Here is a 13463-nt window from a genome sequence, read left to right on the forward strand (position 1 = left end):
TGCGCGGATGATTTCGCCCATAACCCGGCTCATGACGCCGCTACCCATCGATGCCGTTTTGCCAGAGCTCGCACAGGCCCTTGCCAGTGCCGGCCGCGCGGTGTTGCAAGCGCCCCCCGGCGCGGGCAAGACCACTCGCGTGCCGCTGGCCCTGCTCGAGGCTGGGCTGGTAGAGGGGCGCATCGTGATGCTGGAACCCCGGCGACTGGCTGCCCGTGCGGCTGCCGAGCGCATGGCTGAAATGCTGGGTGAAAAAGTCGGACAGACCGTCGGCTACCGCATCCGGGGCGAGTCGAAACTTGGCAAGGCCACGCGGATCGAGGTGGTGACAGAGGCCGTCCTGACGCGCATGATCCAGTCCGATCCCGCGCTTTGTGGCATTGGCGCGGTGATCTTCGACGAGTTCCACGAACGCTCCCTCAATGCCGATCTTGGCCTTGCCCTGACATGGGAGCTGCGCGAGGCCCTGCGCGACGATCTGATCGTTCTGGTGATGTCGGCCACGCTTGATGCCGCGCCGGTCGCCGCGCTGATGGACAATGCGCCCGTGATTACCTCGCAGGGGCGCAGCTTTCCGGTCGAAACCCGCTGGCTGGACCGGCCCCTGCCCAAGGGCGCGCGCCTGCCCGAGGCCATTGCCGACCTGGTGGCGCACGCCCTGGCCGAGACCGAGGGGGGCGTGCTGGTCTTCCTGCCCGGCGAGGGTGAGATCCGGCGCACCGCAACCGCGCTGGCTGGTCGCCTGCCGCCCGGCTGCCATATCCGCCCGCTTTATGGCGCGCTTTCCCTTTCCGAGCAACGCGCCGCGATCCGTCCCGCGCCGGACGGGCGCAAGCTGGTACTGGCTACAGCCATCGCCGAAACCTCCCTGACCATCGAAGATGTGCGCGTCGTGGTCGATTCAGGCCGCGCCCGCCGCGCCCGGTTCGACCCCGGTTCGGGGATGTCGCGGCTGGTGACCGAACGCGTCACCCGTGCCGAGGCAGACCAGCGTCGCGGCCGTGCGGGCCGAGTGGCGCCGGGCACCTGCTACCGGCTCTGGACCCGCGGCGAAGAAGGCGCCTTGGCGCCTTATCCACCCGCCGAGATCGAGGTGGGCGACCTGACGGGGCTCGCGTTGGACCTTGCGCTCTGGGGCACCGACGATCCGGCCGAGATGGCTTTCCTGACTGCTCCCAATCCCGGTGCGCTGGCCGGGGCGCGTAGCCTTCTGGCCCGGTTGGGGGCGCTTGACGGGAGCGGGCGCATCACCGATCACGGCCGCCGACTTGCCAGCCTGCCGGTGCACCCTCGCCTCGGTCACATGCTGGAGATCGCGGGAAAACAGGCCGCGCCCCTGGCAGCGGTGCTGACAGATCGCGACCCTTTGCGCGGTGCTGGAAGTGATCTTGCCTTGCGTCTTAAGACTATCGCGGATCCCGGGGCGCCCTGTCCCGTTCCGCCCGACCGGGGCGCCCTGGCCCGCATCCGGGACGAGGCCCGGCGGCTGGCCGCGCTTGTCCCCGACGGCCCCCGCCCGATGCCGCCGGGGGAAATGGCCGCCCTTGCCTATCCCGACCGGGTGGGCTTGCGGCGCAAGGGGGACGATGCGCGCTATGTGCTGTCGGGCGGCAAGGGGGCGGTTCTGGATGCGGAAGACGCGCTGGCCGGGCAGCGCCTGGTCGTGGCGCTCGATCTTGACGGCGACGCGCGCGAGGCGCGCATCCGCCTGGCCGTGGCTTTGGGCGAGAGCGAATTGCGGGCAAGCCATTGTCATGCCATCCGCTGGTACGATCTCTGCATCTGGTCGCGCCGCGAAAACCGCGTGATCGCGCGTCGGCAGGAACGCTTCGGTGCGCTGGTGCTGGAGGACCGGCCCTGGACAGATGCGCCGCCCCAGGCGATCGCCGCCGCCATGGTCGAGGGTGTCCGCCTGCTGGGCCTGCCCTGGTCAGAGGCCGCCCGCCGCTTGCAGGCACGCGTGGAATTGCTGCGCCACGAGGGCGTGCAACTGCCCGATTTTTCCGACACGGCCCTGATGGGCCGACTGGAAGAGTGGCTGTTGCCGGTCCTCGACGGGGTGAAAACCGCCGAAGACCTGAAACGCTTCGACATGTTGCCCGCCCTCAAGGCAATGTTGAGCTGGGAAGACCAACACGCCCTCGACCGTCTTGCCCCGGCCTGTTTCGAAACCCCGCTTGGCCGCCGTGTCCCGATCGATTACAACGGTGCCGTTCCCGCGATCGAACTCCGGCTCCAGGAACTGTTCGGCACGACCGAACACCCGGTAATCGGCCCCAGACGCCTGCCGCTCAGGATCACGCTGCTGTCGCCCGCGCATCGACCGGTTCAGGTCACCATGGACTTGCCGGGCTTCTGGGCCTCGTCCTATGCCGAAGTGCGCAAGGACATGCGCGGGCGCTATCCCAGGCATCCCTGGCCAGAAGATCCGACCCGCGCCGATCCGACCCTGCGCGCGCGCCCGCGCGGTTCGCGCGGCTGACGGCACTGCCCGCGCGCAGTTCGCGCGTTGGATCTGCTGGCCTGAGGTGTGACGCCTTCGGCGAGGATATTTTTCCCAAAGCAGGGTCAGGTGCCGTGCGCTGTCCAGATGCTTTGGTTGAAATATCCCGGGGGAGTCGCCCGGTGACGGGCGACGGGGGCAGAGCCCCCTCAGACCCCGAGGCAGTGGCGCATGATCGCCTTTTGCGCATGAAGACGGTTTTCCGCCTCGTCGAACACGACCGAGGCCGGGCCGTCCATCACCGCGTTGGTCACCTCTTCCTCGCGATGGGCGGGCAGGCAGTGCATGAACAGAGCGTCAGGCTTGGCCGCGGCCATGAGCCGCTCGTTCACCTGGTAGGGGCGCAACTGGTTGTGTCGCCTTTCGCGCGCGGATTGGGCGTCATGCATCGATATCCATGTGTCGGTGACGACCAGGTCGGCGCCCTCGACCGCTCTAAGCGGATCGCGCTCGATCTCGGCCTTGACGCCGGATATGCGCGCTTCGTTCAGAAAGCCCGGTTCCGGGTCCAGCATCGGCGGGCCCGTGAAGGTGATGTCGAAGCCGAAGCGCCCGGCCGCCTGGATCAGCGACGCGCAGACATTGTTGCCATCGCCCGACCAGACCACCTTGCGCCCGGCGATCGGGCCGCGATGTTCCTCGTAGGTCAGGATATCTGCCATGATCTGGCAGGGATGGGTGCGGTTGGTCAGCCCGTTGATCACCGGCACCGTGGCAAATTCGGCCATTTCCAGGAGCGTTGCCTCCTCGAAGGTGCGGATCATGATCAGGTCGACATAGCGCGACAGCACCCGCGCGGTGTCGGCGATGGTCTCGCCATGGCCGAGCTGCATGTCGCTGCCGGACAGGACCATGGTCTGCCCGCCCATCTGGCGCACGCCAACATCAAAGCTGACGCGTGTCCGGGTAGAAGGTTTTTCGAAGATCAGCGCGACCATCCGCCCGGCCAGCGGCTGTTCATCGTCTGGACTGCCCTTGGGGCGTCCCGCGCGGGCCTCTTTCATCCTGCGTGCCTGGTCGATCATCGCCCTGAGCGCCGCGGGATCGGTGGAGTTGATGTCGAGGAAATGGGTCATTGCCCGGTCTCCTTGCCTGAAAGTGCCGTTGCTGCGGCGTCCAGCCGGGCTACGGCCTCGGCGATTTCATCGTCGGTGATGGTCAGCGGCGGCAGCAGGCGCACCACGTTGTCGGCGGCCGGAACCGTCAGCAGGCGCTGCGCATACCCCGCATGCACCACGTCGGTATTCGTCACCTTGCATTTCAGCCCCAGCATCAGGCCCTGACCGCGCACCGTTTCGAACACCTCCGGGTGCGAGTCGACCAAACCCTCCAGCCTCTGCCGCAGAAGGCCAGCCTTGCGGCCCACCTCTTCAAGGAAGGCCGGCTCGGCCACGATATCCAGAACCGCCTTGCCCACCGCACAGGCCAGCGGATTGCCGCCATAGGTCGATCCGTGGGTTCCCGCCGTCATGCCGCTGGCGGCGTTTCCGGTCGCCAGAACCGCGCCCAGTGGAAAGCCGCCCCCGATCCCCTTGGCAACCATCATGATGTCGGGTGCCGCGCCCTCGGCCCATTCATGGGCGAACAACCGCCCGGTCCGGCCCATTCCGCATTGCACCTCGTCATAGATCAATAGTGCCCCGGTTGCATCGCAAAGCTCGCGCAGGCCCCTCAGGCAGGGGGCGGGCAGGGGACGAATGCCGCCTTCGCCCTGGACGGGTTCGACCAGGATCGCGGCGATGGTATCGTCCATGGTATTCTGCAAGAGCGCGTCATGGGTGCCGAAGGGAAGGTGGATGAAGCCGGGCAGGAGCGGGCCGAAGCCCTTGGTCATCTTGTCAGACCCGGCCGCAGCGATCCCCGCCGACGACCGGCCGTGGAACGCGCCCGAAAAGGTGACGATGTTGACCCGATCGGGTTGGCCCTTGTCGTACCAGTACTTGCGGGCCATCTTGACCGCCAGCTCGCACGATTCCGTGCCTGAATTGGTAAAGAACACCGTGTCGGCAAAAGTCTTTTCCACCAGCGCATCGGCCAGCGCCACCTGTTCGGGGATCTGGTAGAGGTTGGACAGGTGCCAGAGCTTGCCGGCCTGTTCGGTCAGCGCGGCGACCAGGGCGGGGTGCGCATGACCCAGCGCGTTGACCGCGATTCCGGCGCCCATGTCCAGGTATCGGGCTCCATCCGTTGCGATCAGCCAGGTGCCTTCGCCCCGGTCAAAGGCGAGGGGCGCGCGGTTGTAGGTCGGCAGGACGGAGGGGGTCATGGGAAGAAATCCTGGGATGTGGAAACCAAAGGGGTGCCCCAGCCACGGGGGCAAGTCAATGCAGGTCGGGGGGACGCGTTGGCGCACGCGCGGGCGGCCGGTCCTCAGGACCGGCGGGGACGTCGCAGTGCGCGAATGTGAAACCCGTGTTTCATGACGCTGTGCCTTAACCGGGACCGGGGCGCTTGTCCAGTGTGATCGCGGGTTTAGCCCAGCGTCACGTCGAGGATCATCATCAGGATCAGCCCTGCGGTCAGGCCCGTGGTCGCGCGGTTCTGATGGCCGTGGCGATGGGTTTCGGGGATGATCTCGTGACTGATGATATAGATCATCGCCCCCGCCGCAAAGGCCAGCCCCCAGGGCAGCAGGTGTTCCGAGACCGAGACCGCCGCCGCGCCCAGCACACCGCCCACCGGTTCGATCAGGCCGGTGGCCAGCGCGATGAGGAAGGCGCTCTTGCGCCGATAGCCTTGCCCGCGCAGCGCGACGGCCACCGCAAGTCCTTCGGGGGCGTTCTGCAATCCGATTCCGGCGGCCAGTGACAGCCCGTTGGCCACGTTTCCGCCGCCAAAGCCGACGCCAACGGCCATGCCTTCGGGGAAGTTGTGGATCGTGATGGCGAAGACGAAAAGCCATATCTTTGCAAGTGCGGCGGCCTCGGCGCCTTCGCGGCCGGCAATGAAATGTTCGTGGGGCACGTGTTCGTTCAGCGCGGCGACCGCCACTGCGCCCAGCGCGATTCCCGTGCCCGCGATCAGCGCGGCCAGCAGCACGCTGTTGTAAAGGTCGCGGGCGGCATCGATCCCCGGCAGGATCAGCGAGAAGAACGAGGCCGACAGCATCACCCCGGCCGCAAAGCCGAGCATCGTGTCATTGGACCTGCGCGAGACCGTGCGACCGAACAAAACCGGAAGAGCCCCGACGCCGGTCATCAGGCCGGCGGCAAGCGAGGCGATGAGGCCAAGGGCGAGAATGCTCATGGCGCCTGAATGACCGATGGACGCGTCCCGAGCAATAGGCAAGCACCGTTGCGGGGCAAGCACCGTTGCGGCATCCTTTCGGGATTGGTAAGGGAACCTGACCAACGCAAGGATCCCAGCCATGCCCGTGATCACCAGTATCGAAGACTTGCGACGCCTCTATGAACGCCGCGTGCCGAGGATGTTTTACGACTATTGCGAAACGGGCAGCTGGACGGAACAGACATTCCGCGAGAACAGCTCTGATTTCGCCGATATCCGCCTGCGCCAGCGCGTCGCCGTGGACATGGAGGGACGCAGCACCGCGTCACGCATGATCGGGCAGCAGGTGGCAATGCCGGTGGCGCTGGCGCCCGTCGGCCTGACGGGCATGAACACCGCCGATGGCGAGATAAAGGCGGCCCGCGCCGCCGAGAGGTTCGGCGTGCCCTTCACGCTGTCCACGATGTCGATCTGTTCGATCGAGGACGTGGCGGCGCATACCGAAAAACCCTTCTGGTTCCAGCTTTACGTGATGCGCGACCAGGAATTCGTCGAAAACATCCTTGATCGCGCGCGCAACGCGGGATGCTCGGCGCTGGTGCTGACGCTAGACCTTCAGATCCTGGGCCAGCGCCACAAGGACCTCAAGAACGGGTTGTCTGCCCCGCCGAAACTGACGCTGCCCACGATGGTGAACCTCGCCACCAAGTGGCGTTGGGGGGCGGGGATGCTGGGCACGAAACGGCGGTTTTTCGGCAATATCGTCGGGCATGCGCGCGGCGTCACGGATGCCTCAAGCCTGATGACATGGACGGCGGAACAGTTCGATCCCCGGCTCGACTGGGACAAGGTGCGAAAGCTCAAGGACATGTGGGGCGGCAAGCTGATCCTCAAGGGCATCCTGGATGCCGAGGACGCCCGCCGCGCCGCCGATGTGGGGGCCGATGCGATCGTGGTGTCGAACCACGGCGGTCGGCAACTGGACGGGGCGATTTCGGCGATCCGGGCATTGCCGGGGATCGTGCGCGCGGTGGGCGACCGGGTCGAGGTGCATTTCGACAGCGGCATCCGGTCCGGGCAGGACGTGCTCAAGGCAATCGCTCTGGGGGCAAAGGGCACCTATATCGGCCGATCCTACATTTATGGGTTGGGCGCGATGGGCGAGGCGGGCGTGACCCGCGCGCTGGAGGTGATCCACAAGGAGCTGGACACCACCATGGCGCTGTGCGGGCGCAAGTCGATCGCGGGGCTGGACCGCGACATCCTGCTGGTTCCGCAGGATTTCGAGGGGAAATGGGCCTGAGCGGCCTTTTTGTCCCTTTCCATTTGTTCCGTGCTCGGCTAAGGGCACGGCTTCATCCGGGCATACACCCTTGGAGGATGCCCATAACCCAGGAGACCGAACAACATGGCTGGTGAGATTCCCGATCTTCACGCCACGGAACGGACGAGGACAGGCAAGGGGGCCGCTCGTCAGTCGCGCCGCGATCAACTCGTTCCGGGCATCGTCTATGGTGGCGGGGCAGATCCGCTCCCGATCGACATCAAGTATAATGAACTTATCAAGCGTCTCAAGGCAGGCCGGTTCCTGTCGACGCTTTTCAACCTCAAGGTCGAAGGCCAGGAGGACGTGCGCGTGATCTGTCGCGGCGTGCAACGCGACGTTGTCAAGGATCTGCCGATCCATGTCGACCTCATGCGCCTGCGCCGTATCTCGCGGATCAACCTGTTCATTCCCGTTGAGTTCGTTGGCGAGGAAAAGTCGCCTGGCCTCAAGAAGGGTGGCGTGCTGACCGTGGTGCGCCCCGAGGTGGAACTGGTCGTGACCGCAGGCGACATTCCCGAAAAGATCACCGTCGACTTGTCGGGCCTCGACATCAACGACATCGTCCATATCAACGATGTCGTACTGCCCGAAGGCGCGACACCGACGATCACCGACCGGAACTTCGTGATCGCCAACATCTCGGCACCGTCGGGGCTGCGCGCCGCGGGCGATGAGGATGGCGAAGGCGAGGAGGGCGGCGAGGCCTGAGGCCTGCCCTGACCTGGCAATCGGAGCGGGGCCCCAATCGGGGCCCCGTTTTCGTTGTGGCGCGCCATTCCTACGCTGGCTTGGTGCTGGACCGGGCCGCGCACATGCGCTAGGCCCCGGCTGCCGGAACCCTGCAAGGAGGCGCCCGATGTCCGCCCATGGCGACCCGATCCCGATGACCGCCCGCTGCGCCGGCCCGTTGCGTGGCACTGCCCATGTGCCGGGCGACAAGTCGATCAGCCACCGCGCGCTGATCCTGGGCGCGCTGAGCGTGGGCGAAACCCGGATCACCGGCCTTCTGGAGGGGCAGGACGTTCTGGACACCGCCCGCGCGATGCGGGCCTTCGGTGCCGAAGTCGCGCATCTGGCCCCCGGCGAATGGGTCGTTAACGGTGTCGGCACGTGCGGTTTTGCCGAACCCGAGGACGTGATCGATTGCGGCAATTCGGGAACCGGGGTGCGGCTGATCATGGGGGCGATGGCGACCTGCCCGATCACGGCGACCTTTACCGGCGATGCCTCGTTGCGCAGCCGGCCGATGGGGCGCGTCACCGACCCGCTGGCGCTGTTCGGCGCGCGGGCCCATGGGCGCGGGGGCGGGCGGTTGCCGATGACGATCGTCGGCGCGGCAGACCCGGTGCCGGTGCGCTATGCGGTGCCGGTGCCCTCGGCGCAGGTGAAATCCGCGGTGCTGCTGGCGGGCCTCAACGCACCCGGCGAAACCGTGGTGATCGAGCGCGAGGCGACGCGCGATCATACCGAGCGGATGCTTGCCGGGTTCGGCGCGGCCCTGCGGGTGGAAGAAGCGGCCGAGGGCCGGGTCATCACGCTCATCGGCCAGCCCGAGTTGAAACCCCAGGCCATCGCCGTGCCACGCGATCCAAGTTCGGCCGCCTTCCCGGTCTGCGCGGCGCTGATCGTCGAGGGCTCGGACGTGCTGGTGCCGGGCATCGGGCTGAACCCCACCCGCGCGGGGCTGTTCACGACGCTGCGCGAGATGGGGGCCGACCTGACCTATGAAAACGAGCGCGAAGAGGGCGGCGAGCCGGTTGCCGACCTGCGCGCCCGTTTCTCGCCCGACATGAAGGGCATCGAGGTCCCGCCCGAGCGCGCGCCCGCCATGATCGACGAATACCCGATCCTGGCCGTGGTCGCGGCCTTTGCCGAGGGGCCGACCGTGATGCGCGGCATTCGCGAATTGCGGGTCAAGGAAAGCGACCGCATCGCCGCGATGGCCGACGGTCTGACGGCCTGTGGCGTGCGGGTCGAAACCGGCGAGGACTGGATGATCGTGCACGGGATGGGCGCGGGCGGGATGCCGGGCGGGGCTATCTGCGCCACCCACCTCGACCATCGGATCGCGATGTCCTTCCTGTGCGCGGGGCTTGCGGCGGTGGCGCCGGTTACGGTGGATGATGTCGGGCCGATTTCGACCTCTTTCCCGGTGTTCGACCCCTTGATGGAAGGGCTTGGCGCGCAGTTCGAGCGGGCCGAGACATGAGTTTCACCGTTGCTATCGATGGCCCCGCCGCTGCGGGCAAGGGCACCATCAGCCGCGCGGTTGCAGCGCATTTCGGCTTTGCCCATCTTGATACCGGGCTTTTGTATCGCGCGGTGGCGGCGCGTATGCTGGACGGGTTTGACCCGGTCGTTGCGGCGCAGGGGCTGGACCCGGCCCATCTTGAGCGGGGCGATCTGCGTAGTCCCGCCGTCAGCCAGGCCGCCAGCAAGGTGGCCGCCATTGCCGAGGTGCGCGCCGCGCTCGTGGATTTTCAGCGCGCCTTTGGTGCGCGGGCGGGCGGGGCGGTTCTGGACGGGCGCGATATCGGCACCGTGATCTGCCCCGAGGCCGAGGTTAAGCTGTTCGTGACCGCATCTGACGAGGTGCGCGCCGAACGGCGCTGGCGTGAATTGGCGGCCGGCGGTGTCGACACCACCCCGGCCGATGTGCTGGCCGAGATTCGCGAACGTGATCGCCGTGATAGTGCGCGCGCCACCGCACCCTTGCGCCCTGCCGAAGATGCCTTTGTTCTGGACACGTCGCGGATGTCGATCGACGAGGCCGTGGCGGCTGCCATCTCGGCGATCGGCGAAAGGCAGCGCTGACGGGCCGGTTGGCCGTGCGCCCCCTTGCGGGATGGCGCGTCAGCCTGTATAGGGCACCCGTCGAAAGGCCGAAAGAGCCACAGGGACTCCGGGCAGGGTCGGGCAAGCACCGGCCCTTCTTGTTTTTTTCCTTGTTGCTACGCGCCACGCAGACCAACCCAAGACCGGCGGAGACAACCGCCCGGCCGGAAAAAACGACTTGTAAAGGAAACACGAGACCACATGGCTCAGATCGCATCCATGGAGGAATTCGAAGCCCTCCTGAAAGAAAGCTTCGAGATCGACACGCCCGAAGAGGGCAGCGTCGTCAGGGGCAAGGTCATCGCCATCGAGGCGGGCCAGGCCATCATCGATGTCGGCTACAAGATGGAAGGCCGCGTCGATCTGAAAGAATTCGCCAATCCGGGTGAGGCCGCCGAGATCGAGATCGGCGACGAGGTCGAGGTGTTCCTCGATCGTGTGGAAAACGCCCGCGGCGAGGCCGTCATCAGCCGTGACAAGGCCCGCCGCGAAGAAGCGTGGGATCGCCTGGAAAAGGCCTATGCCGAGGATGCGCGCGTCGAGGGTGCAATCTTTGGCCGCGTCAAGGGTGGCTTTACCGTCGATCTGGGCGGCGCCGTGGCCTTCCTGCCCGGCAGCCAGGTCGATGTGCGCCCCGTGCGCGATGCCGGCCCGCTGATGGGTCTGAAACAGCCCTTCCAGATTCTCAAGATGGATCGCCGCCGCGGCAATATAGTGGTCTCGCGCCGCGCCATCCTGGAAGAATCCCGTGCCGAGCAGCGCGCCGAGATCATCGCCAAGCTGACCGAAGGCGACGCGGTGGATGGTGTCGTCAAGAACATCACTGAATACGGTGCCTTCGTGGACCTGGGCGGTGTGGACGGCCTGCTGCACGTCACAGACATGGCCTGGCGCCGCGTCAACCACCCGTCGGAAATCCTGTCGATCGGCGAGACCGTCAAGGTTCAGGTCATCAAGATCAACAAGGAAACCCATCGTATCAGCCTGGGCATGAAACAGCTTCAGGCCGATCCGTGGGATGCGGTCGAAGCCAAGTTCCCGATGGGCACCGTCCACAAGGGCCGCGTGACCAACATCACCGATTACGGTGCATTCGTGGAGCTGGAGCCGGGCGTCGAGGGTCTGGTCCATGTCAGCGAAATGTCCTGGACCAAGAAGAACGTCCATCCCGGCAAGATCGTGTCCACCTCGCAAGAGGTCGATGTCATGGTGCTGGAGATCGACACCGCCAAGCGCCGCGTGTCGCTGGGTCTGAAACAGACCATGCGCAACCCGTGGGAAGTCTTCGCCGAGACCCACCCGGTCGGCACCGAGGTCGAGGGCGAGGTCAAGAACATCACCGAGTTCGGTCTGTTCATCGGTCTGGATAACGACATCGATGGCATGGTGCACCTCTCTGATCTCAGCTGGGACCAGCGTGGCGAGGATGCGATCCAGGACTATCGCAAGGGCGACATGGTCAAGGCCGTCGTCACCGAGGTGGATGTCGAGAAAGAGCGTATCTCGCTGTCCGTCAAGGCCCTGGAAGGCGATCCCTTTGCCGAGGCTGTCGGCGGCGTCAAGCGCGGTTCGATCATCACCGTGACCGTGACCGCGATCGAGGAAGGCGGGATCGAGGTGGAATACGAGGGTATGAAGTCCTTCATCCGCCGCTCCGACCTCAGCCGCGACCGTGCCGAACAGCGCCCCGAGCGGTTCCAGGTCGGCGATCATGTCGATGTGCGCGTGACCAATATCGACAGCAAGTCGCGCCGCCTGGGCCTGTCGATCAAGGCCCGCGAGATTGCCGAAGAGAAAGAGGCCGTCGAACAGTATGGCAGCTCTGACTCGGGCGCGTCGCTGGGCGACATCCTGGGCGCCGCCCTCAAGGGCGACGACAAGTAACAGACCGTTCGAGGTCTGAAACAGAACGGCCCCGCCAGCTCGGCGGGGCCGTTTTCGTGTCAGCGAATCATGGATGCCCCGGGCTGCGTGCGGAGGTGAACCTTATGGCGATTCCCGCGGTCAAGAACAAAAAGCGCGCCGAAACAGCGCATAAAAGGCTGGCGTGCCCATGTTTTTTCCGCCTTTTCAAGGCTTTCTGTTTCTTCGTGGTGCAATTCGTGGCTATAGTCTCGACAGCTTCTCCGAGGGGTTTATTGGTGTTGAACAGGGACAGGGCCGCATGATCCGCTCCGAATTGATACAGAAGATTGCCGACGAGAACCCGCATCTCTATCAGCGTGATGTCGAAAAGATCGTGAATACCATCTTTGAAGAGATCATCGCGGCAATGGCCCGTGGTGACAGGGTCGAATTGCGGGGCTTTGGCGCGTTCTCGGTCAAGAGGCGCGACGCGCGCACCGGGCGCAATCCGCGCACGGGGGAATCGGTCGAGGTCGATGAAAAGCACGTGCCCTTCTTCAAGACCGGCAAGCTCCTTCGGGACCGGCTGAACGGAAAATAAAAGAGACAGAGCCAACATGCGTTACATTCGCCTACTTTTCCTGCTTGTTCTCGCGCTGTGCCTGGTCGTGGTCGCGATGGCCAATAATGTCATGGTCACGCTGACGCTCTTGCCGCAGGAGCTTGCGACCTTCTCGGGCGTGTCACAGTCGATTGACCTGCCGCTATACGTCGTTGGCTTTGGCGGGGTGCTGGTGGGTCTGCTGGTCGGTTTCATCTGGGAATGGATGCGCGAGAGTAAATACCGCTCGACCGCGTCCCGCCAGAAACGCGAGAATGCCAAGCTCAAGCGCGAGCTTGACAAGGTCAACGCCGAGAAACACCGCAACGAAGGCCGCGACGAGGTTCTGGCCCTCGTCGAGAAATAGGCGCGCTGTACCATCCCGCGCCATGGGCACGGATATCCGCATAAAGATCTGCGGCCTGCACACACGGGCCGCCATCGCCCAGGCGGCAAGCCTGGGCGTTGCCTATATCGGCCTTGTCTTTTTTCCCAAATCCCCCCGCCACCTCGATATCGAAGAGGCTCGCGCGCTGGCGCTGGATACGCCGCCGGGGATGGCCAAGGTCGCGCTGACGGTCAATGCCGAGGATGCCGCGATCGAGGCAATCCTGAACCGCGTGCCGATAGACATGCTGCAACTGCACGGCGCTGAAACGCCGGGGAGGGTTGCAGAGGTTCGCGCCCGGTTCGGTTTGCCGGTGATGAAGGCGGTGGGCGTTGCCGGGGCAGAGGACCTGCCCGCTCTTGATGCCTATGCACGCGTGGCCGACCAGATCCTCGTCGATGCCAAGCCGCCAAAGGGCGCCGATCTGCCCGGCGGCAACGGGCTTGCCTTTGACTGGCAACTGATTGCGAAGCGCAGATGGGCGGTGCCCTGGATGCTTGCCGGTGGTCTCACGCCCGAAAACGTCGCGGCGGCGATCCGGTTGACCGGGGCGCGGCAGGTTGATGTTTCCTCGGGGGTCGAATCGGCGCCGGGGATCAAGGATGCCGACAAGATGGCCCGGTTCGTGGCTGCTGCGCGGGGGGAAACGGACGCATGAGAATGCTGTTGAGCCTGGTCCTTCTGCTAGGGGGGCTGGCGCTTGCCGCGGCTTTTACCAAGCAACCCGGCCCGATGC

12 protein-coding genes are annotated in these 13463 nt (G+C 65.6%); 9 read left to right on the top strand and 3 right to left on the bottom strand.

Annotated features, from left to right (window positions below; all coding sequences use genetic code 11):
- Positions 1-31: 31 nt before the first annotated feature.
- Positions 32-2482, top strand: a complete 2451-nt coding sequence (gene hrpB, locus EV663_RS01455) for an ATP-dependent helicase HrpB (RefSeq protein WP_132950401.1) — start codon at positions 32-34, stop codon at positions 2480-2482.
- 170 nt (positions 2483-2652) lie between these two features.
- On the opposite strand, the gene argF is transcribed toward hrpB, so the two are convergent.
- The 3 genes from argF to EV663_RS01470 all read right to left on the bottom strand — a co-directional run bounded on the left by argF (position 2653) and on the right by EV663_RS01470 (position 5749).
- Entirely contained in the window at positions 2653-3579 is a 927-nt protein-coding gene (gene argF / locus EV663_RS01460) for an ornithine carbamoyltransferase (protein ID WP_132949979.1), read from the bottom strand.
- Positions 3576-4769 (bottom strand): aspartate aminotransferase family protein, encoded by a 1194-nt coding sequence (locus tag EV663_RS01465; protein WP_132949980.1) that lies wholly within the window; start codon positions 4767-4769, stop codon positions 3576-3578. The genes argF and EV663_RS01465 overlap by 4 nt, the downstream gene beginning before the upstream one ends.
- 206 nt (positions 4770-4975) lie before the next feature.
- The gene (locus EV663_RS01470; protein ID WP_165910104.1) at positions 4976-5749 is read right to left on the bottom strand and encodes a ZIP family metal transporter; all 774 of its coding nucleotides are present in this window, start codon (positions 5747-5749) and stop codon (positions 4976-4978) included.
- 121 nt (positions 5750-5870) lie between these two features.
- On the opposite strand from EV663_RS01470, the gene EV663_RS01475 reads away from it, so the two are divergent.
- The 8 genes from EV663_RS01475 to EV663_RS01510 all read left to right on the top strand — a co-directional run bounded on the left by EV663_RS01475 (position 5871) and on the right by EV663_RS01510 (position 13385).
- Entirely contained in the window at positions 5871-7034 is a 1164-nt protein-coding gene (locus EV663_RS01475) for an alpha-hydroxy acid oxidase (protein WP_132949981.1), read from the top strand.
- Positions 7035-7139: 105 nt separating this feature from the next.
- The gene (locus EV663_RS01480; RefSeq protein WP_132949982.1) at positions 7140-7766 is read left to right on the top strand and encodes a 50S ribosomal protein L25/general stress protein Ctc; all 627 of its coding nucleotides are present in this window, start codon (positions 7140-7142) and stop codon (positions 7764-7766) included.
- Between the two features lie 148 nt (positions 7767-7914).
- The gene (gene aroA, locus EV663_RS01485; RefSeq protein ID WP_132949983.1) at positions 7915-9267 is read left to right on the top strand and encodes a 3-phosphoshikimate 1-carboxyvinyltransferase; all 1353 of its coding nucleotides are present in this window, start codon (positions 7915-7917) and stop codon (positions 9265-9267) included.
- On the top strand, positions 9264-9872 hold the full coding sequence (locus EV663_RS01490; protein WP_132949984.1) for a (d)CMP kinase: 609 nt from the start codon (positions 9264-9266) through the stop codon (positions 9870-9872). The genes aroA and EV663_RS01490 overlap by 4 nt, the downstream gene beginning before the upstream one ends.
- Before the next feature lie 222 nt (positions 9873-10094).
- On the top strand, positions 10095-11777 hold the full coding sequence (gene rpsA, locus EV663_RS01495) for a 30S ribosomal protein S1 (protein ID WP_132949985.1): 1683 nt from the start codon (positions 10095-10097) through the stop codon (positions 11775-11777).
- A 280-nt stretch (positions 11778-12057) separates the two neighbouring features.
- Positions 12058-12339: an integration host factor subunit beta gene (gene ihfB / locus EV663_RS01500; RefSeq protein WP_132949986.1), complete on the top strand. Its 282-nt coding sequence runs from the start codon at positions 12058-12060 to the stop codon at positions 12337-12339.
- Positions 12340-12355: 16 nt separating this feature from the next.
- Positions 12356-12706 (top strand): lipopolysaccharide assembly protein LapA domain-containing protein, encoded by a 351-nt coding sequence (locus EV663_RS01505; RefSeq protein ID WP_132949987.1) that lies wholly within the window; start codon positions 12356-12358, stop codon positions 12704-12706.
- 22 nt (positions 12707-12728) lie between these two features.
- The gene (locus tag EV663_RS01510; protein WP_132949988.1) at positions 12729-13385 is read left to right on the top strand and encodes a phosphoribosylanthranilate isomerase; all 657 of its coding nucleotides are present in this window, start codon (positions 12729-12731) and stop codon (positions 13383-13385) included.
- Positions 13386-13463 lie beyond the last annotated feature (78 nt).

The sequence above is a fragment of the Rhodovulum bhavnagarense genome (assembly GCF_004343505.1).
GTDB classification, from domain to species: Bacteria; Pseudomonadota; Alphaproteobacteria; order Rhodobacterales; family Rhodobacteraceae; genus Rhodovulum; species Rhodovulum bhavnagarense.